The organism is Halohasta litchfieldiae (assembly GCF_002788215.1).
Taxonomy (GTDB): domain Archaea; phylum Halobacteriota; class Halobacteria; order Halobacteriales; family Haloferacaceae; genus Halohasta; species Halohasta litchfieldiae.
This window is the reverse complement of the sequence record NZ_CP024845.1, coordinates 170,840-189,615: the sequence shown is the minus strand read 5'-3', so window position 1 is coordinate 189,615 and position 18,776 is coordinate 170,840. Positions and strand designations below refer to the sequence as shown.

Sequence of the window (18,776 nt, the reverse complement as noted above, 5' to 3'; positions counted from 1 at the left end):
AATCCGATAAGGTGCATCTCCAGATTGCAGTCAATTTTGTTTATTGAACGATTAACATCCGACATTAGTAATATACAATATATGCCCACAGTGAGAAGATTCTGACGTCGATGGGAGAGCTATTATAAATCGAGAAAGTATTAGTCTCAAACAAGGATGAAGGAACCACCTGAAGGCATAGAAATCAGCCACAATTACACTCAGGAGGAAATTGAATCTGCGTTCAACACTGGTTTCGGCTATCGAATCTCCGGAATCAATCCAAGACGCGACGAACAGGATAGGCGCTATATCCTCCTCTTTGCAAACGAAAATGGGCCGTACAGCGATTCGGTAACGCAAGGGCGATTCGAGTACATCGGGGAAGGGTTGAGTGGTGACCAAAATAAGAAGTCTCCTGGCAACTCCACCCTCATCGACGCCATCAGTACCGACATTCCTATTTACTTCTTTTATAAGAGAGCGAGAGATGACGGATGGGAATATCAAGGCCTCGTCGATGTGATTGACTACGAGTTTAGAGAGCAGGATGAGAGAAACATTTTAGCTTATATAATGGAGTATAGAGAGGACTTTTCTTCAAATGGCCTCTACCTGATTCCTGTCAGCCAAGAGTGGCGAATGCGATTTAGAAATTCCGTCGAAAATCCTCACAACCTAAGCGGATATGAGGAAGTACCTCCACAGTTGGTAGGCTATGAAGAACTACGGATTTGGGGGACGACTGAGACAGACTCCGCAAAGAAGCAGGCCGCTATCGAGAAGATGGAGGCTGGTGACTACATTCTCTTCTACCACGGCGGAGATTTCATATTGGGTGCTCGCGTGCAACGCACCTTCGACAACTCCGACGTAGGCGCTCTCATTTGGAGTCAGCCAGAGAGTCGCCATATCTACATCCTCGATGAAGTCACCACTGACGTTCCTTCCGTCGAACAAGTGTGGGACTGGTTAGGCTACGAGGGGAGGGAAGTCGTCCAAGGATTCACCCGAGTCGCCAATGAGAGGTTAGCCCGCTTGAGGCAGGAGCATGGTTCACTCCAAGCTGCTATCTTCAATGTCGAACGAGAACCGACTGAGGACGAGATAGAGGAAGAGAAGTCGGCTTTGGAGAAGGTAGTTGATTCCCCGCCACAACTCACAGAGGACGAGGAATTATATACGGTGAGTCGGCGGAGGGCGAGAGATTCTGCCTTCGCACGATTGGTGAGAGAGGCCTACGATTCCCAGTGCGTCTTCTGTGGAAGTCAGAGAGAAACCCCTAAAGGAAATCCCGAGACAGAGGCCGCTCATATCTACCCAAAAAAGGAAGGCGGAAGCGATGATGTTAGAAACGGAATATCACTTTGCAAACTTCATCATTGGGCCTTCGACACAGGATGGCTTTCAATCTCGGATGAGTACAAGATATTAGTGAAAGAGGAACCAGAACGAAACGGCTATGATGAATTTAAAGAACTGGGAGAGAATAAGATGCGACTTCCTAACGAAGATGCTGTGAAACCTCATCCAATGTTCCTTGCAGAACATCGCCAACTCAACGGATTCCATGATGACTGAAATTGGCCTCGTCAGTTGCGTGAAGACCAAGCGAGATGAGTCAGCTTCTCCGAGGTATCTCTACACCTCTCCGTATTTTGAAAAGATGGGTGCCTATGCTGAACAGAATCACGATGAGTGGAGTATACACTCAGCCAAACGCCTTACACAATCGTGATACAAATTCTATCTACCCCTACGATAAGTTTTGATTAATTTCACCAATTTAAGATTGTTATTCTGATAATAGGGAAATCAATAGGTGAACACACTTGGGCCATAATTATGCACTAATGCTTCTGCTATGCATAAGTTTTAATTTATTGTAGACCATCGAATATAGTAGATGAGAACAACAATCAACCTTGACGACAATATACACGAGCAAGCAAAAGAAGAGGGAATAAACATATCTCAAGTCTGTAATAAGGCGCTGAGACACAAATTAGATAAATCTCAGTGTTATATTTGGAACACAAATAAGCAGCATTTCCCGGAAGGAGAGGACGGAACAGAAGCACTTTACCAAGGTGTTGCTGCAGCGTATGGGGATTATGACCAATGGGGAAGTCAGTTAGAGGAGCCGTCGATTGGTGACCAACTCATCGCATACGTCAACCGAAAAGGGTACTGCGCAACCGGTCGTGTAGTCGGCCCATTCAATGGTCAAGAAATCCAAAACGAAGATGAAAAAATTGACCCAAGGGTCCCTGAGTGGCACCTCCCAGTCCGATGGGAAGCGGTTCTTGACTTGGAAGATGCTGTGTCAAGACAGCATGGAAATGGTATTCTGGATTACAAAGAGAAGTATTCGCCCAGTGAGACCGTTCGCAGAATCAAAGATACCGAACGAGCCCAACTATTAGTTGACCTCATTCGGGGACGCGCATAGGTTCGCTGTTCGAAAGAAACAGACGAAGTGAGAATTGAAGAAGCCACCACTTCCCGATTCCAAGACCAAATTAAAACTCACAATAAGGGGTAGACGCAGCCCCTAAGGCCGTTAGTGCACTGGGCTATGTCTATAGAGTAGACCTCCGCTACGTTGCGGGGAAAGGTATACCTGATAGGCTAGGTCTGCTTGAATACAACCCCGACGACTGGCGACTCCGAGACCGCAGATAAAGATGACGACGCTTAATGTAGCGGATGGTCCGCATACTCAAGAATTTCGACATGCTGTACCTCCCCTGTTGAGACAGGCTGCCCATCCGTAGGGCTGATATGATATATCTTGATTCGCTCTCCTGTATCCGTGAATCGGTATGTCGCTCCACCGGAGTTCTCTGCAATGATGTGGCGAGGGAATTGGCTCTCAGGCGACCGTTTTTGTGTGAATACTTCGTAGCCTGCGTAGAGACAATAGTGGTCTGTGGTGAATCCTAGCACATCACCTATATTGATACGATAGAACAGTTTCCGAAGTTGCTCAGTGGACATCTGCCTCTCATCAATCCGAACCTTGTTCAGTGCAGTTCTTGGCTGTGATACCATACATCTATATTTATGTTACAACCTAATGAATTTATCCGGAGATTTACATATATTTTATCTGGACACAGGGTCTGATATGGAGATTTTGTCTATATGGCCTTGGATTACTGTACCACTCCTGTTCAAATAATCGTGTATTCGGGTACCGCCACCTTGTGCTACAGAGACTTTTTAGTTAGGAGATTCAATCGAATGCGCAAGGCTGAGGACAAGCATTATTGTATTACGGCTTTATGTTAATTGTATGTACGGAGTAACATATTACTGTCCACACTGCGAGGCGCTCGTCGAACTCCAGCGCGAGGGCTACCTCGCGGACAAAGCGGTGACGCCGTTCCCGTTCGAGGGCTGGGCCTACGTCTCGCCCGACGAACCGTTCGAGGACCGCGAGGACGTCGACGGCGTCGCCTTCACCTGCGGCGAGGACGGTCTGTTAAAAGATGAGGAAAGCGAGGGCTGCGGCGAGTCGTTCTATCTCAGTTTCGTCAAATTCGAGGACGGCGAAGAACTCGATCCCCGCAAGCCGAGCGAGCGTGTCGAGATCGCCGACGAAGGACCGCAGTCGACGCGCGGGCCGAGCGGTCCAAGTGGACCATCCGGTCCGAGTGGCGGGTTCTGGTGACCAAGCAGGCGCTTACGGCGCTGGGGTCGCGACGCGGCTCGGTTGCTCGTCGGTGTCGTCGACCCCATAAATTGCTTCGAGTTGATCGATTGTGTGTTCGACCGAGAACTGTTCGACGGCTGCTCTCGTGTCCCGCTGGGTCGTTAGGCAGTCCCTAACCGCACGCTGCATGTCGTCGACGTTGCCGTATTCGAACCGAGCCCCGTTCTGCTCGCCGATGGTCGTCTCGAACGGTGGGACGTCGGCCGCCACAACCGGGGTGCCGCAGGCGTTGGCTTCGAGCGTCGACAACCCCAGCGTGTCGCAGGTCGACGCCGTAATGAAGACGTCTATTGAAGAGTAGTAGTTCGGCAGCCTATCGCGCGGCAGGAACTCCCGAAACTCCACGTTGTCCGGAGCCATGCGTTCGAGTTTGGCCTTCGCCGGTCCTTCGCCACCGAGAACGAACCGATACTCCGGACAGGCTTCAGCCAGCCGAAGGATTTCGTCGATATTCTTCTTCTCGTTCATGCGACCAGTGTAGCCGATCACCGGTCGCTCGCCGTCGAACATCGTGCCCGCTTGTGGCTCGAAGACGTCCATCTCGATGCCGACCGGGAGTTGGCGATGGTCGACGTTCCGCCGGATGCGGGAGGTCGAGGCGGTCACGCAGTCGAACGACTGGAGGAACCGATTCTCGTAGGCGACATACAGATCACCCACCAGCTGGGAGAGCGATTCGAACTTGAGCGCGCCGATCAGGTAGTCCTCGATTGGCGTATGGTGGGTATACACCGATTTAACGTCGTGTTTCTTCGCGTAGCGTCGACCCAACAGGCCGGTCGTCGCCGGGCCGTGACAGTGGACGATATCGAGCTCCGGCAGCTTCGAGAGCGGGGTGTAGATTGGGAGTCGGTACTGGCTGTAGAAGGGGTTGGGGAGCGAGCGAACGGGGATTTCGTGTTGACTGGGGCTGTAGCTACTGTCGGGGTAGATGACGTACACCTCGTGGCCGCGGGCTTCGAGCCGCTGTCGCCACGCCTTGATCGTGTACGTTACCCCATCGATACCGGGAAAGTAGCTATCGGTGAAAAACCCGATTTTCATTTATTGTTTTTCCCTTCTGTGTCGACTTCCTTATATCATCTGTCCTGACCTGCGTCCCCAGCGCTACTCTCTGTCGGCCAACACACGGTCGACGAACGCCGGAGCACCGTTGTCGTAGCTGGGCTGGACGTCCGACCCACAGTACTCAACCACCCGGTCGATGACGTGCTCGACTGAGGTAGCTTTTGAGATCCCCTCGATCCCCATCGTGTCGGCCCTGTCGGCAATCGCCTTCTGGAACGGTAAGAACGGATAGATGACACAGGGCGTGCCCGCAACGACGGTATCGGCAATCGAGGAAAAGCCGGTACAGACGACGACATCCGCTGCCGCAGTGTAGGGCGTCATCGTGGGTTTGGTCTCCCACTCGTCGTCGCCCACAGTTCGCACATCGTACCCCATTCGCTCCAAGCGACGCCGGATTTCGTCGAAATCCTCGCCGTGGGTGCCCGGATTGAGCAGCACATCGTAGGGCTCGATGGTCGACTCGGCGTTGGCTTCACCTTCCTCGGCGTCACCCTCCTGAGCGAGTGGTCCGACGCGCGTGATTCCGGGGGGATCGGGTTCGTCTTCCCACAGCGAAGTGACAATGATCCCGTCGCTGAACTGGAGTGAGACCGCGTTATAGATTTTGAGCGGTGTGCCCCATACTGGGCCAAAGAGATCCGTCGTCAGATGGTCGATGCGGTAAAAGTCGATGCCCAACAGCACGGCGGCGAACATCGCAAAGATGTCGTCGGTGACAAGCGTCTCCGGCTCCTCGGTTTTCAGCCAGCGGTAGATCTCCCGAAACCGTCGCACTGCGGAGGGGATAAGATCGAATAGGGTGTGTTCGAGAAACGCCCGTGGTGTGCTGCCCGCGACCGAGACCTTGGTGAACGGCGGCTGGTCGAAGCCGTTCATCGAGACGAATTTCTCGCCTTGGCCGCCGCCGCCGATGACGACGTCGACGCCCCGAGATTCCAACTCCTTGGCGACTGGAATACTTCTGGCTGCGTGGCCGGCCCCGTCACACCAGTAGACAATCGCAACTTTCGGACTCATAGACGGCTCTTGTCTTTGCTCATCGGATGCGTGCTTATAAACTACGCGTAGGAGCCCAGTCACTGAAACTGAACCACGGTTACTAACTGCGTGCTACTGTAGAGAATACTATATGGACGCTGTTTCGGGCCGAAAAAACGTCGTCTTCCTCGTTTTGGACTCCTTGCGTACGGACCGGGTCTCGGCGTACAACGAGGACGTCGACTTCACTGAGCACATTCAGGCGGTCGCCGACAGATCGGTCGTCTTCGAGAACGCCACCACACAAGCGCCGTGGACGCTGCCGTCCCACGCATCGATGTTCACTGGACTGTATCCGTGGGACCATGGCACGACCCACGCGCGAAGCTACGCCACCGGGGATCACGAGACGTTTATTTCGGCGCTCAGCGACGCCGGATACACCACCAGCGCGATCACCCCGAACGTCTGGATCACGCCACACAAAGGGATGACCGACGGCTTCGACACCGTCGAGAATTTTCTCGCGGCCGACAACTCGCTCAGTCGACGGATCGCCAAACTCTCGACCAAACTGTACGACAAACTCGGCACGCTCCCCAAGCGAATCCTCGGTCGACAGATCGACCGGACCTTCCAACTGTTCGGCATCGATGACTCCTGTAAATCCGAGGAGACCGTTGGGGCCGTCGAGCAGTATCTCGCCGAGCGGAACCCCGAGGAGAACTTCTTCTGCTATGTGAATCTGATGGAGCCCCACGAGCCGTATCATCCCCCGCAGGAGTACGTCGACAAACACGGAGTGACCGATGAGTCGGCTGTTCCCCATCGGCAGAAAGACATGTTCACGAAGGATGATATCGACTTCGGGGAACTCGAAAAGATGTACGACGCATCGGTCGACTACACCGACGATCTCGTGGGCCGAATTACTGATGCGCTCGATACCAACGATCTCAGCGAGGATACCGTCGTGGTGTTGCTGTCGGACCACGGCCAAGCGTTGGGCGAAGACGGCGTCTTTGGTCACCAGTTTACCGTGGCTGAGTCGGTTATTCATCCGGTGTTGATGGTCGCACATCCAGATATAGAACCTGGGCGAGAACCGCGGCCGATAGAGCTACGGGCACTCCACGACCTCATTCCCTACTACGCAGGCATCGAGTCGACGCGGCCCGAGGTGTTTCAGGAGACCGTTAGAGGTGGCTACGAGTTCCCCGAGAACTTCACCGGTTACATTCCAAGCGCGGAGTGGGACGACTACTACAGACAGCAGCGATACGTCACGCGCGACGGGACGAAAGTCGTCAAATCAACCGGTGAGGACGGCAACTCACGCTACGAGGCGACCGATCTCGACACGGGCGAGACGGTCCCGGTTCCGGCCGATCTCAAGCAGGCCGTCGACGAGATCGGCGAGGTTGATGTTGGAGACGGTAGCGAGAGCGGACCTGACGCCGACGAGGCGGTAGAAGAGCGGCTCGAAGCCTTGGGCTACCGCTGACACAGAAGTGAGACATGATTGTGCAGTGATCTGTAGGTAGTAACAAAGACATCTTATATGTGAGGGCAGAACCCTCCCCTGAGAACCCGATCCATAGCATGGAGACAAAACGTGATTGACCGATCCCTACGAGATGGCTTGACGAGACGAGAGTGGCTCTGGTACGGAGTCACTGGGCTGCTGTTCGTCATTCTGCTCTACTTTGCGGACCTCGGGGAGTTTCTGGTCTCCCTTCGAGACGCTGATCTTTCGCTGTTTTTGGTGGCACTCGGCGTCGGCTTTTCGTCACTCCTCGTCTGGGCGTGGGTCTGGCACCGGTTTTTCGACAAGTTGGGGATTCCCGCAACCGTCTCCCAGACGATTCGCATGTTCCTCACGGGGCATTTTCTGAACTCGATTACCCCGCTGGGACAGTTCGGCGGCGAGCCGATCATGGCCTATATCATCTCGGAGTCGACCGGCACCGACTACGAGCGGGCGCTGACCTCGGTGGTGTCGTCGGACATCATCAACGCCGCCCCGTTTTTTACGTTCACACTCGGTGGGATTCTCTATCTCTCGGTGATCACGACGCTGAGTGAGTTCCTGTTTCGGATTGGTGTGATCGCCGCGGTCATCCTGACGGTGGGCGGTATCGGTGCGTATCTGCTGTGGTCCGACACCAAGACGCTTGGCGGCACTGTAATCGGCGTCGTCGACTGGATCGAACGCCGAATCGGGCGGGGTGAGAGGCTGTTCGAGTCGATTCGGGAGAGCATCCTCGAAGTCGAAACCATATTTCACGAGGCAGGCAACGACCGAATCTTCCTGCTGGAGACCGTCTTGATCTCACATCTCGCAATCGTCGCCCAGATCATCTCGCTGTACTTCGTATTCCTCTCGATGGGAATCGAACCGCGGTTCGTTCCGATCTACTTCATCGTCACCCTGTCGACGATTGCCACGCTGTCGCCGACGCCCGGCGGGTCGGGCACCTACGAGGCCGCCTTCTCGGGGTTGATGACGATCTTCTACTCGGTTCGACTGGCGACTGCGCTGACCGCCGCCGTTCTCTTCCGACTGACGACCTACTGGCCCGGACTCGTCGTCGGATATATCGCGATGCTCACGTTGAATAGCGCTGAGACGGACGAGACGGTCGACGAGGATGGCGAGAATATCGAGAGCGACGACCACACCCTCCACGACAACGAGACCACTGCCAACCGAGAGTGATCGGTCGACCGCGAGTTAGCCTTTGATATTACAGACCGGGAACGTCCGAGCGACTGCATCGCCAATTCCGAGTTCTTCGGAGACCCGAACCACTTCGTCGACGTCCTTGTAGACGCCGGGAGCCTCCTCGGCAATCGTTGCGCCGCTTTGGGCTTTGACGTAGATCTGATTTCGTTCTTCGAGGTCGTTCTGGACAGTCTCGCCCCTGTAGTCCTTTTTTGCCTGCGTTCGACTCATCGTCCGGCCCGCGCCGTGGGCCGTCGACCCAAACGTCTCGTTCATGGATTCGGCCCCACCGCGAAGCACGTAGCTGCCCGCGCCCATCGACCCCGGAATGATCACTGGCTGGCCAACGTCGCGGTAGGCTCGCGGCACCTCCTCACGGCCCGCGGGGAACGCCCGCGTTGCGCCCTTACGGTGGACGTAGAGCTCGCGGGTGTCGCCGTCGACGTCGTGTGGCTCTTTCTTGGCGATGTTGTGAGCAACATCGTACAGCAGTTCCATCTCCATGTCTTGCCAGTCGCGGTCGAACACGCGCTCGAAGACCCGCCGCGTCTGGTGGGTGATGAGTTGGCGGTTGACCCACGCGAAGTTGATTGCCGCACCCATTGCGCCGTAGTATTCGGCCGCAAGTTGGCTTTTCGCTGGTGCGGCGGCCAGATCCTTATCCGGAAGCGATTTGAGGAAGTCGCCGTGTTTCTGTTCAATTCGGCGGACGTAGTCCGAACAGACCTGATGGCCCAAACCGCGGCTCCCACAGTGGATCAGGACGACGATCTGGTCGGGCTGGAGCCCGAAGGCGTCGGCCACGTCAGCCTGATAAATGTCGGTGACGCGCTGGACTTCGAGGAAATGATTCCCTGAACCGAGGCTGCCGAGTTGGTTTCGGCCGCGGTTTTTCGCTTTCTCGGAGACGTAGTCGGCCACAGCATCCGGCCTACGACCCTCGTCCTCGCAGTGGAGCATGTCTTCGCGGGTCGCATACCCTTCCTCGACGGCCCAGTCGAGGCCGCGTTCGAGGACTTCGTCGACCGTGTCGACGTCGGTCTGGACGATGCCACCGCCGCCGAGCCCGGAGGGGATGTTTTCGAACAGGGAGTTGACAAGCTCACGCTCCGTGCCTTTCAAATCGTCGTAGGTGAGGTTCGTCCGGATCATTCGGACGCCACAGTTGATGTCGAAGCCAACAGCTCCGGGCGAGATACAGCCGGTTTCGGCGTCAATAGCGCCGACGCCGCCGACCGGGAACCCGTAGCCTTGGTGGCCGTCGGGCATACAGAGGGCGTATTTTTGCATGCCGGGGAGCTGGGTGGCGTTTTTCAGTTGTTGGAGTGTTTTGTCGTCGCCGATCTGTTCAAGCAGCTCCTCGCTGGCGAGGACGCGCGCAGGGACGCCCATTGGCTCCTCTTGGGGGATCTCCCAGACGTGTTCCCGAAGTCGTTCCAGCGTAATCCCCTGGAACTCGCGTGTCGTTGTCATACCTGAATATCTGCGGCGAAGGTGAAAGAGGATTGCGTCCGCCGCCGCGACGATCGACCGAGATCGGGTGCTCGGGAGTGTCGACCGTTGTCGTCAGTCGTCAGTCGACGCTCAATCGTCAGTCGGCGTCTCGTCGACCGACTCCCGCTCGGTCGTGGGACCGGCCTCCCGTTTGGCGACCGCGCTGGCCGTCCGCACCCGCTCTTTGAGCCAGTGGTCGACCGAGTACGGTCCAGCACCCGTAATGAGGAGCGCCGAAACCAGCCCGAAAAGTGAGATGTGGGCGACGACCGGATCGTCCGGCAGGCCGAACAGCGTGGTGGTAAACAGCCCGAAGGCGACAAGCGAGAAGCCGCGGGTGAACGCCCCAGCGATGAGCATGACGCCGACGAGGGCTTCGGTGAGTCCGGCGCCGATCACCCAGAGTGCGGGGTCGACCGGGACAACCGATGTGAGGTTGTATTTGGCGACGACACCGAGTGCTTCGCCCGGTCGCAGCAGCTTTTGGGTGATACCGAGGTAGATGAACGCGATACCGATGCCGACCCGAAGGATGACCGGAGCCAGTTCCTTGTACGGTTTGATTCGTCCGGCAAAGGGAACCGCAACGCGGCGGTAGAAGGGATCGAACTGCGAGTACACCGTCTTGTCGTCGTCAGCCATCCGGGCGATGACGGCATCAGCACTGGGTCGACCGCCACCGACGAGTGCGACCGCCAGCAGGCCGGGGACGTACTCGAAGGCCAACAGGAGCTGTGGGTGGGACGGAAGTGCAACCAGATACACCGCGAGTGCCCAGACGGCAGTCACGCGTGTTGCGAGCCCAAAGAGGAGGAAGAAACCAACCGAGATGCCGAACAGCCGGAGGGCTGTCGGAAACGGTAGCGTGACCGAGGGGCTGAACAGATACCCCTCGAACCCGGCGGCGATCAGCGGCATACCCATGCTGAGTCGGAGCAGCCACCCCAGCAGATCCCGGTAGTCGTCCATTGCTGCGCGGAACGCTGCGATATCGGCCGGAAACGGCCGGAGATACAGATAGCCCGCAATTCCCCCGACGACAGCGAGAAAGCCACCGATTAGCGTGGCGATGATGAATGGGGTCGTGAACGCCGCGACGAGGAAGTCGACGACGTTCGCTGGCTGACTGCCGGATGGCTTGACATACTCAACGTGTGCGGTTACGGAGCCGACGAAGGCGGCGAGTGTGGCCACCATGGCGGCACAAACACCGAGGCTACGACGAAGATGGGTGGTCATACCCGAGATAGTAGCTTCGGGGTCCTAACTGCAACGATCTCTTCAGTTCTGACGAGTGTTCAGCTCAGACATCAAAAACAACGTAGCCGTACCAACCAGCATCGCGCCGGTCGACGTCCATTTCGGAGTAGGTGACGGCTTTGATCTCGCGGGCAGAGACCTCGGCCAGTGGCACACCGCGCGCGCTGGCGGTAACAAGCCATTCGTTTTGATCAGGTTCGCGGACTTGGGCTTCGTTGTCGACAGGCAGCACCAGTCGCACGTCCCGTTCGTAGATGAGTTGGTCGAGATACTCATACAGCAGTGCCTCGACCGATTCGGCGCGACACTCGATCTCGAAGCGGTCGCCGCAGTCTTCGGAGATCGACTCGCACATCGCGGCGGCCAGTCCGTCGGCAATCGCCCCGAAGAGGCCGCCGAGATCCGGCGCGGTCGCCTCGACAGCGATATCGGCGGTGTGCTCCCGAAGCCTGTAGCCCATTGCTGGCTATTTGATCGCTGTCGACATGACGGCTTCGACTCGGCTGGTGAGTCCGTCTCGGAGCGCGCCGTGGATCAGGAACAATCTGGGTCGGGAAACTGTGTGGATCGGGAGATAGCTTCGGGGCGAGTCGGGCCTCGATAGCCCGGAGGAGTTAATATGCTTGTGGGCAATATACAGGTTAGTGAGCGCGACCGTCGAGAAACGAGTCGACGCGGCGGGTGAAACCGACTACGTCGACGCCGCCTGGCAGCTGAAAGAACACATCCACAATAAAGAGGGTGTGCTCAAACAGCGCCGCGGCTTCTTTATCGACGCCTATCGACGGTCGTCGACGCATCTGTTTTTCGAGGACGGCGAGCTGGTCGCCTTTGCCTCGGTTCGCCGCGATGGCTACATTCTGTTTTTGGCTGTCCGACCCGATGCCCGCGGGCGAGGCTACGGCCAGCGACTGATTGCCGAAATCGCCACCGAACACAACACGGTGACCTGCCACGCGCGCACGACAAACGAAGACGCACTCGGGTTCTACGAACACCTCGGCTTTCGGATTACGCGCCATATCGAGAACTACTACGAGGACAGCGGCGACGCCTACTACCTCAAACTCGGCGAGGACAGCTCCATTCGGGACAAGGTCTCGGAGTTTTTTAGCCGCTGAGGGTCGACCGTGGGGGTAAGTGACGTGGCAGGCGCGGAACGCACGTTTTATAAGCGAACCGCAAGTATTCGAACCCACGACTATGCCGAGTTCCAATGGGCCCATGAAGGGGACGCGAGGAAAGCTATCGAACGACCCACGCGACCGTGGCACATCGCCGCCACAGCGCGCAATCCAGGAGTTCGAGGCGGGCCAGAAGGTCCACCTCACACTCGACCCGAGCGTGCGAGAAGGGCGGTTCCACCCGCGCTTCAACGGTCTCACCGGTGAGGTAACCGGGAAACAGGGCAGCGCCTTTACGGTCGCAATCAACGATGGCGGCAAGGACAAAACGGTCATCGCCCGCGCCGCCCACCTCAAAGAACAGACTGAATGACTATCTTCAAGGAGAAAGTCGACGAGGAGTACATTACCATCTCGGAGGTCAAACCACTCCTCGGCGAGGTCGAAGCCGAGCGCGCGGCCGACGAGGACCGTGAGCTGCGCTACGAACTTGCGCGTGCCATCGAACACGTCAACCGCTATGCGGTGCTCGACCCCGAGGAAGCCCGCGAACTCGTCGACCAGCTGATCGAACTCGACAAGGTCAACGAGAAGACCGCCCACAAGATCGTCGACATCCTCCCGCAGGACCGCACCGAACTGCGGTCGATCTACGCCAAAGAGCGCTTTGCGCTCGACGGCGACGAACTCGACGAGATCCTGAATCTCGTCTCGAAATACGTCTAACTGCTGTGGGCCACGGGACTCATTCCCGTTGTGGACCACGTGCTTCGTCTCTTCGGCGCTCCGTACAGATAGCGACGCCCATGTTGTATCAGCCGTAGGCGATTTTTTAAGTGGCTTGTCGCCGTACCATCCTGTATGTCCAACTCCGAGAACGGTACTGGTGATGACGACGAGTCGACGACCCACGCCGTTGTTCTCGATTATCTCCCTCACGGTCGGTCCGACGACAACCGACCACAGTATCAGAAAAACCCCGTCGCCTACGCCCTCACCGAGGATTCTTTCGATCTCTTCGAACTCACGCTGACCGACGAGGCGGATATTAATATCGTCGACCGCGTGGCGGTCGATCCGCTGGATGACGAACAGATCGACACCCTCCAACAGATCGAGTTCGACGACCTCACCAGTTCGGCCCAATCTGAACTGGAGTACGCAATCGAGGCGATCATCGACGCCGACGAAGGGCGCTTTGTCGACTTCTACAACGAGGCCCAGCCGATCACGCTCCGGCTCCACCAACTGAATCTGCTGCCCGGGATCGGCAAAAAACTCCGAAACAAGATCCTCGACACACGGAAGCGGGGACCTTTCGAGAGCTTCGAGGAACTCTCCGAGCGCGTGGGCGGGCTCCACCGACCCAAGGAGGTCCTGATCGAGCGAATCGAAGAAGAAATTCGGGACGAGGATCTGAAGTACAAAATCTTCGCCAGATCGGAGTAACCCGTCGACGCTCGACCGATGGCAACGATCAGACGATAGGTCACAGACCCACCCACCGAGAAGCGGGATGTTTAGGCCGACAGAGCCGGAAAGTGGGTCAATGACTGTTTCCGACCACTCTGACCCCGGAACCCGCGATCCGGACGCCCTCATCCGGCGGGCTGGCAACCGCGGCAACCCGGATTTCGACCAACACTTTCTGGTCGACGACCGCGTCGTCGACCGCATCCCCGGCTTTCTGCCCGACGATGCAGACACCTCCCACGTCCTCGAAATCGGTGGCGGACCGGGCGTACTTACCGACCGCCTGCTCGCGGTCGCCGACCACGTCACGGTTATCGAGCGCGACCCGAACTTTGCCGCCCATCTCCGCGAGGAGTTCGCCGAGGCTGTCGATGCGGGGCAACTAACTGTGATCGAAGGCGATGCGCTCGAAGTCGACCTTCCTGACTTTTCGGCTTGCGTCTCGAATCTCCCCTACAGCGCCTCCAGCGAGATCGCGTTTCGACTCCTGCCGCTCGACAAGCCGCTCGTCTTGATGTTTCAAAAGGAGTTCGCCGACCGGATGGCCAGCGAGGTCGCCGCCGATGAGTACGGTCGACTCTCAGTGAGCGCCCAACACTATGCTGACGTCGAGATCGTCGAATACGTTCCCAACACAGCATTCGATCCCCAGCCAGCGGTCCAGAGTGCGATTGTCCGCCTCACGCCGCGGGACCCCGATTACGAAGTCGACGACGAGCAGTTCTTCCTCGATTTCGTGAAAGCGATCTTCACCCAGCGCCGCAAGACGATCAGAAACGGGATTCGAAACACGGCCCACATCTCCGGGCTGGACGATCCAGCGGCGGTTGTCGAGGCGGCCGACGAGGAGATCCTGCGGCGGCGGGCGGGCAAGGTCGCGCCGCGGGAGTTCGCCGCGCTGGCGACGCTGGCGGCCGACCACGGGATCACGGATGGTGAGTAGTCAGTAGGCGATGGCGACAGAACTGCTTGCTGGCATTGTCGGGGTGGTCGACGTGGTTGGGTCGAACGCCGGGAAAATTCTCATCACGGTCGCCGTGCTCGGTGGACTCGGCGTTCTCAAACAGTTCGTCAACCGGTGGCGGCGGGACCGAGAGGTGAGTTCGCGGCTCGCGCTGGCGGTGTCTGCGGTGCTCGCGGTGCTTCTCGCCAGTGGCCTCTTTGGGCTTGTGGCAGTCTGGGGACTCACTGGCGTGCTGTACAACGCGTATGCCGGGCTGGATCTCGGGACCCAAGTCGCCAACATCGTGCTGTCGGTTGTGATCATCGGTGTGAGCTATGCGCTGTCGGATTTCCTCGGCCACGTGATCAAGGATCTCGCCAAAGAACAGACCGCGATCAGCGAACACGAACGGGAGATCCTCCACCGAATTTCGCAGGTGACGATCTACACATTCGCGCTGTTGGTCGTCGTCGGGCTGTTTACCGACAATATCGGCAGCCTACTGGTCGGGGCTGGGTTTCTCGGCATCGTCGTCGGGATGGCCGCCCGCCAAACCCTCGGCGCGGTGCTTGCGGGCTTCGTCCTCATGTTTTCCAAACCGTTCGAGGTCGGCGACTGGGTCGAAATCGGCGAGGACGAAGGGATCGTCAGCGAGATCACAATCGTCAACACGCGAATCCAGTCAGTCGACGGCGAATACATCGTCATCCCAAACGATCTGGTTAGTGGCAATCCCGTCATCAACCGCACGCGCCGCGGTCGACTCCGCATCGAGGTTGAAGTCGGCGTCGACTACCGAACTGATCCCGACCGCGCGGGCGAGATCGCGGTCGAGGCGATCTCGGAGCTCGACCGCGTGCTGAACGGGCCGAGTCCACAGGCCGTCTCCAAGGAGTTCAGTGACTCCTCGATACTGCTTGGAATTCGCGGCTGGATAGACAACCCGAGCGAGCGGCGGCGCTGGCGGGCCAGAACCCAGATGATCGCTGCGATCAAGGAGGCGTTCGCCGACAACGGGATCAAGATTCCGTACCCACAGCGGGAACTCTCGGGTCGCGCCGAGACGGGCGGGTTCCGGCTGGCTGACGGCGAGCAGTCGACCGAACCGAGAGAGGTCGACGGTGAGGAGTCGACGCCAGCTTCTCCCGACGGCGAGTCGACTGCCACCGACGGCGAGTCAGTTTCCGGCGACGGACAGTCGACTCGAAAGGGTCAGGCCGAGCCACGCGAGAGGGGAAACAATGACTGACTCGCAGCGCGAGGACTCGAAGTCCGCACTGGCCGAGCGTCGCGGCGTCGACCCCGACGTCTACCAGCCAGCCGAGGATTCGGGACTGCTGGCCGAGGCCGCCATCGAGTCGCTGTCGGAGCCGGAGCTCGTATTGGAGGTCGGCACCGGCTCGGGGTGGGTCGCCGAGCAGGTCGACGCCGAAACCGGAGCCAGAGTAATCGGCAGCGATCTGAACCCCTATGCCTGTCGACAGGCTCAAAATCGGGGCATCGAGGCAATTCAGGCCAACCTCGTCGCGCCTTTCGCGGATGGCGTGTTCGATGCCGTGCTGTTCAATCCGCCCTACCTGCCGACCGATCCCGACAACAAGTGGGACGACTGGATGGAACACGCCCTTTCGGGCGGCGAAGACGGTCGACGGCTCATCGTCCCCTTTTTAAAAGATGTGAGCCGCGTACTGGCACCCGGCGGCGAGGTTTACCTGCTCGTGAGTAGTCTCACGGGGTACGATATCGTGGTTGAGCTGGCCGAGGAAGCCGGGTTTTCGGTCGACGATATCCGCCAAGAATCCTACCCCTTCGAGACGTTGTCCATTCTCAAACTCACCGCAAAATAACTACAGCGCATAGAATACATTAGTAAATATTAAGCGACGTCATCACTAATCCGTGTGTATGACAGAGCGCGTTGCCACGACACCGGGGCTGTTCCCGCTTCCCGATCAAGCGAAACAGCAGCTCTCGGACCTGAAGGGCCACCAGAAACACGATCTGATCTCCGGCGCCGAAAGCGCCCAGATCGCATCGGCCTACGAGGAGTATCGAGGAGAGGTCATTGGCCAACAGCAGTCGACCGGGCTTGATCGAATCGTCGAGGGCCAACTCCGCTGGGACGACATGCTCGCCCACCCGCTGACGACCCACGACAACGTCAACCCCGACGGGATCGTCCGCTACTACGACAACAACAACTTCTACCGCGACCCAGTCGTCGAGGGCGATCTCACCTTCTCGGGCGATGTTGCCGGAGAGCTTGAAGCCGCAGCCGAACTGCTCGGCGAGGATGACTCCCTGCAGGCCACCCTTCCGGGCCCCTACTCGCTGATGGATCTGGCGACCGACGACCATTACGGCGACGAAGGCGACTTTTTCGAAGCCATCGCCGACTTCCTCGGCGGAGAGGTCGAGGCGTTCCCCGACCACGAGACGCTGTTCCTCCTTGAGCCGTCGCTGGTCGAAAACCCACCCGACGAAGACACCCAAAATCAGCTCGCAGAGGCCGTCGACACCGTCGCCAGCCAGACTGACGCCGACGTTGTCGTTCACACCTACTTCGGCGCGCTCGACGAGAAAACCTACGCCCACCTGATGGATGCCGACGTCGAGGCGCTGGGCTTCGATCTCGTCGCGGGCGACCGCGACCAGACGCTCTCGAACATCACCGAGTTCGGCACCAAGGACGCCGCCGCCCTCGGCATCGCCGACGGCCAGAACACGCTCGTCGAATCGCCCGAGACGCTCGAAGAGCGCGTCGACTGGTTCAACGACCAGATTCCGGTCCAAGAGTTCGACCGACTCTACCTGACGACCAACACCGAGCCGTTCTACCTGCCAGTGAACAAACACCGCGAGAAACTCGCCGCCATCGCCGCTGCGGCCAACAACACCGACACCGAAGAGGAGGTAACAGCATGAGCCGACCAGCCGACAACCGAGAGCAGTTCCGCCCGGATGACCACCCCCACGACAACTTCCTGCTGACGACCGTCGTCGGTTCGTATCCGAAGCCCAAGTGGCTCAACCGAGCCGACGAACTGGTCGACGACCAAGATTCAAAATTCGACGCCGAGGATCTCGAAGAGGCCCACGACGACGCTGCCCGCGTCATCACTCACGAGCACGAACGTTGCGGATTGGATACCGTAGTCGACGGCGAGGTCAGGAGGAATGAAATGGTCGAGTTCTTCGCCGAGCGTATTCCCGGCTACGAGTTCAACGGCCCAGTCAAGGTCTGGGGCCACAACTACTTCGACAAACCCTCGGTGTCGTCGCCGGTCAGCTACGACGAACCGTGGCTCGTCGACGAGTTCGAGTTCACTGACAACGTCGCCAGCAAGCCAGTGAAGGTCCCGATTACGGGCCCCTACACGCTGGGCAACTGGGCGTTCAACGAGGCCTACGAAACCGAAGAGGAACTCGTCTACGAGCTGGCAGATCTCGTGAACATCGAGGTCGAGCGTCTCGTCGAAGCCGGAGCCAAATACATCCAGATCGACGAGCCGGCCCTCGCGACGACGCCGGACGACCACGCCATCGTTGGCGAGGCCCTCGACCGGATCGTCAGCGGAATCCCAGACGACGTGCGGATCGGTCTCCACGTCTGTTACGGCGATTACTCCCGTATCTATCCGGAACTCAACGACTACCCAGTCGACGAGGTCGACCTCGAACTCTGTAACGGCGGCTACGAGCAGATCGACGTGTTCACCGACCCTGAGTTCGTGCCTGATCTCGCGCTTGGGGTTGTCGACGTTCACACCGCCGAAGTCGAGAGCGTCGAAGAAATCAAGGAGAACATTTTGCAGGGCCTGAAGGTCGTGCCACCGGAGAAACTCACGATCAGCCCCGACTGCGGTGTGAAGCTGCTGCCGCGAGAGGTTGCCTACGGCAAGATGGAGAACCTCGTGAAAGCAACCCGTGAAATAGAGGCCGAACTCGACGCCGGCGAGATCGATCTCGACGAGCCAGTGCCGCTGGCCGACTAACGCAACTACCGGCTCT

20 protein-coding genes are annotated in these 18,776 nt (G+C 58.1%); 15 read left to right on the top strand and 5 right to left on the bottom strand.

The genetic code is table 11. The features are described from left to right. Window positions 1-156 precede the first annotated feature (156 nt). The 4 genes from HALTADL_RS00980 (at window position 157) to HALTADL_RS00970 (ending at window position 3,655) form a co-directional block, all read left to right on the top strand. Window positions 157-1,560, top strand: coding sequence for an HNH endonuclease (locus HALTADL_RS00980; protein WP_089671577.1), 1,404 nt, complete (start codon window positions 157-159; stop codon window positions 1,558-1,560). Next, complete coding sequence (locus tag HALTADL_RS17945; RefSeq protein WP_343123816.1) at window positions 1,550-1,717, top strand: DUF6884 domain-containing protein; 168 nt, start codon at window positions 1,550-1,552, stop codon at window positions 1,715-1,717. The genes HALTADL_RS00980 and HALTADL_RS17945 overlap by 11 nt, the downstream gene beginning before the upstream one ends. Window positions 1,718-1,885: 168 nt before the next feature. Further along, a complete protein-coding gene (locus tag HALTADL_RS00975; RefSeq protein ID WP_089671576.1) occupies window positions 1,886-2,431 on the top strand; it encodes a type II toxin-antitoxin system CcdA family antitoxin in 546 nt (181 codons plus the stop codon). Between the two features lie 846 nt (window positions 2,432-3,277). After that, window positions 3,278-3,655, top strand: coding sequence for a hypothetical protein (locus tag HALTADL_RS00970; protein WP_089671574.1), 378 nt, complete (start codon window positions 3,278-3,280; stop codon window positions 3,653-3,655). Between the two features lie 12 nt (window positions 3,656-3,667). Here HALTADL_RS00970 and HALTADL_RS00965 read toward each other — a convergent pair whose 3' ends face one another. Together HALTADL_RS00965 and HALTADL_RS00960 are read right to left on the bottom strand one after the other, a co-directional pair. Further along, on the bottom strand, window positions 3,668-4,741 hold the full coding sequence (locus HALTADL_RS00965) for a glycosyltransferase (protein ID WP_089671573.1): 1,074 nt from the start codon (window positions 4,739-4,741) through the stop codon (window positions 3,668-3,670). 63 nt (window positions 4,742-4,804) lie between these two features. Continuing rightward, a complete protein-coding gene (locus HALTADL_RS00960; protein ID WP_089671572.1) occupies window positions 4,805-5,785 on the bottom strand; it encodes a hypothetical protein in 981 nt (326 codons plus the stop codon). Window positions 5,786-5,897: 112 nt separating this feature from the next. Here HALTADL_RS00960 and HALTADL_RS00955 point away from each other — a divergent pair, with 112 nt between their 5' ends. Both HALTADL_RS00955 and HALTADL_RS00950 read left to right on the top strand, forming a co-directional pair. Continuing rightward, window positions 5,898-7,250: a sulfatase gene (locus HALTADL_RS00955; protein ID WP_089671571.1), complete on the top strand. Its 1,353-nt coding sequence runs from the start codon at window positions 5,898-5,900 to the stop codon at window positions 7,248-7,250. A 111-nt stretch (window positions 7,251-7,361) separates the two neighbouring features. After that, window positions 7,362-8,465 carry a lysylphosphatidylglycerol synthase transmembrane domain-containing protein gene (locus HALTADL_RS00950; protein ID WP_162551643.1) on the top strand — a complete coding sequence of 368 codons (1,104 nt, stop codon included), beginning with the start codon at window positions 7,362-7,364 and terminating at the stop codon, window positions 8,463-8,465. 15 nt (window positions 8,466-8,480) lie between these two features. On the opposite strand, the gene HALTADL_RS00945 is transcribed toward HALTADL_RS00950, so the two are convergent. The 3 genes from HALTADL_RS00945 to HALTADL_RS00935 form a co-directional block, all read right to left on the bottom strand. Then, window positions 8,481-9,944 carry an RtcB family protein gene (locus HALTADL_RS00945; protein WP_089671569.1) on the bottom strand — a complete coding sequence of 488 codons (1,464 nt, stop codon included), beginning with the start codon at window positions 9,942-9,944 and terminating at the stop codon, window positions 8,481-8,483. Between the two features lie 111 nt (window positions 9,945-10,055). Next, window positions 10,056-11,204, bottom strand: a complete 1,149-nt coding sequence (locus HALTADL_RS00940) for a DoxX family protein (protein WP_089671568.1) — start codon at window positions 11,202-11,204, stop codon at window positions 10,056-10,058. Between the two features lie 64 nt (window positions 11,205-11,268). Beyond that, complete coding sequence (locus tag HALTADL_RS00935; protein WP_089671567.1) at window positions 11,269-11,685, bottom strand: archease; 417 nt, start codon at window positions 11,683-11,685, stop codon at window positions 11,269-11,271. A 184-nt stretch (window positions 11,686-11,869) separates the two neighbouring features. Here HALTADL_RS00935 and HALTADL_RS00930 point away from each other — a divergent pair, with 184 nt between their 5' ends. The 9 genes from HALTADL_RS00930 to HALTADL_RS00890 all read left to right on the top strand — a co-directional run bounded on the left by HALTADL_RS00930 (window position 11,870) and on the right by HALTADL_RS00890 (window position 18,760). Beyond that, complete coding sequence (locus HALTADL_RS00930; protein WP_089671566.1) at window positions 11,870-12,346, top strand: GNAT family N-acetyltransferase; 477 nt, start codon at window positions 11,870-11,872, stop codon at window positions 12,344-12,346. A gap of 82 nt (window positions 12,347-12,428) precedes the next feature. Continuing rightward, window positions 12,429-12,722, top strand: a complete 294-nt coding sequence (locus HALTADL_RS00925; RefSeq protein WP_089671565.1) for a 50S ribosomal protein L21e — start codon at window positions 12,429-12,431, stop codon at window positions 12,720-12,722. Further along, on the top strand, window positions 12,719-13,075 hold the full coding sequence (locus tag HALTADL_RS00920; RefSeq protein ID WP_089671564.1) for an RNA polymerase Rpb4 family protein: 357 nt from the start codon (window positions 12,719-12,721) through the stop codon (window positions 13,073-13,075). The genes HALTADL_RS00925 and HALTADL_RS00920 overlap by 4 nt, the downstream gene beginning before the upstream one ends. 135 nt (window positions 13,076-13,210) lie before the next feature. Further along, window positions 13,211-13,798 carry a DUF655 domain-containing protein gene (locus HALTADL_RS00915; RefSeq protein ID WP_089671563.1) on the top strand — a complete coding sequence of 196 codons (588 nt, stop codon included), beginning with the start codon at window positions 13,211-13,213 and terminating at the stop codon, window positions 13,796-13,798. A gap of 100 nt (window positions 13,799-13,898) precedes the next feature. Then, the gene (locus HALTADL_RS00910) at window positions 13,899-14,765 is read left to right on the top strand and encodes a 16S ribosomal RNA methyltransferase A (protein WP_089671562.1); all 867 of its coding nucleotides are present in this window, start codon (window positions 13,899-13,901) and stop codon (window positions 14,763-14,765) included. A 10-nt stretch (window positions 14,766-14,775) separates the two neighbouring features. After that, on the top strand, window positions 14,776-16,014 hold the full coding sequence (locus HALTADL_RS00905) for a mechanosensitive ion channel family protein (protein ID WP_089671561.1): 1,239 nt from the start codon (window positions 14,776-14,778) through the stop codon (window positions 16,012-16,014). Continuing rightward, the gene (locus HALTADL_RS00900) at window positions 16,007-16,612 is read left to right on the top strand and encodes a HemK2/MTQ2 family protein methyltransferase (protein WP_089671560.1); all 606 of its coding nucleotides are present in this window, start codon (window positions 16,007-16,009) and stop codon (window positions 16,610-16,612) included. Before HALTADL_RS00905 ends, HALTADL_RS00900 begins: the two co-directional genes overlap by 8 nt. A gap of 58 nt (window positions 16,613-16,670) precedes the next feature. Then, window positions 16,671-17,690, top strand: a complete 1,020-nt coding sequence (locus HALTADL_RS00895; RefSeq protein WP_089671559.1) for a 5-methyltetrahydropteroyltriglutamate--homocysteine methyltransferase — start codon at window positions 16,671-16,673, stop codon at window positions 17,688-17,690. Further along, complete coding sequence (locus tag HALTADL_RS00890; protein ID WP_089671558.1) at window positions 17,687-18,760, top strand: methionine synthase; 1,074 nt, start codon at window positions 17,687-17,689, stop codon at window positions 18,758-18,760. Before HALTADL_RS00895 ends, HALTADL_RS00890 begins: the two co-directional genes overlap by 4 nt. Window positions 18,761-18,776 lie beyond the last annotated feature (16 nt).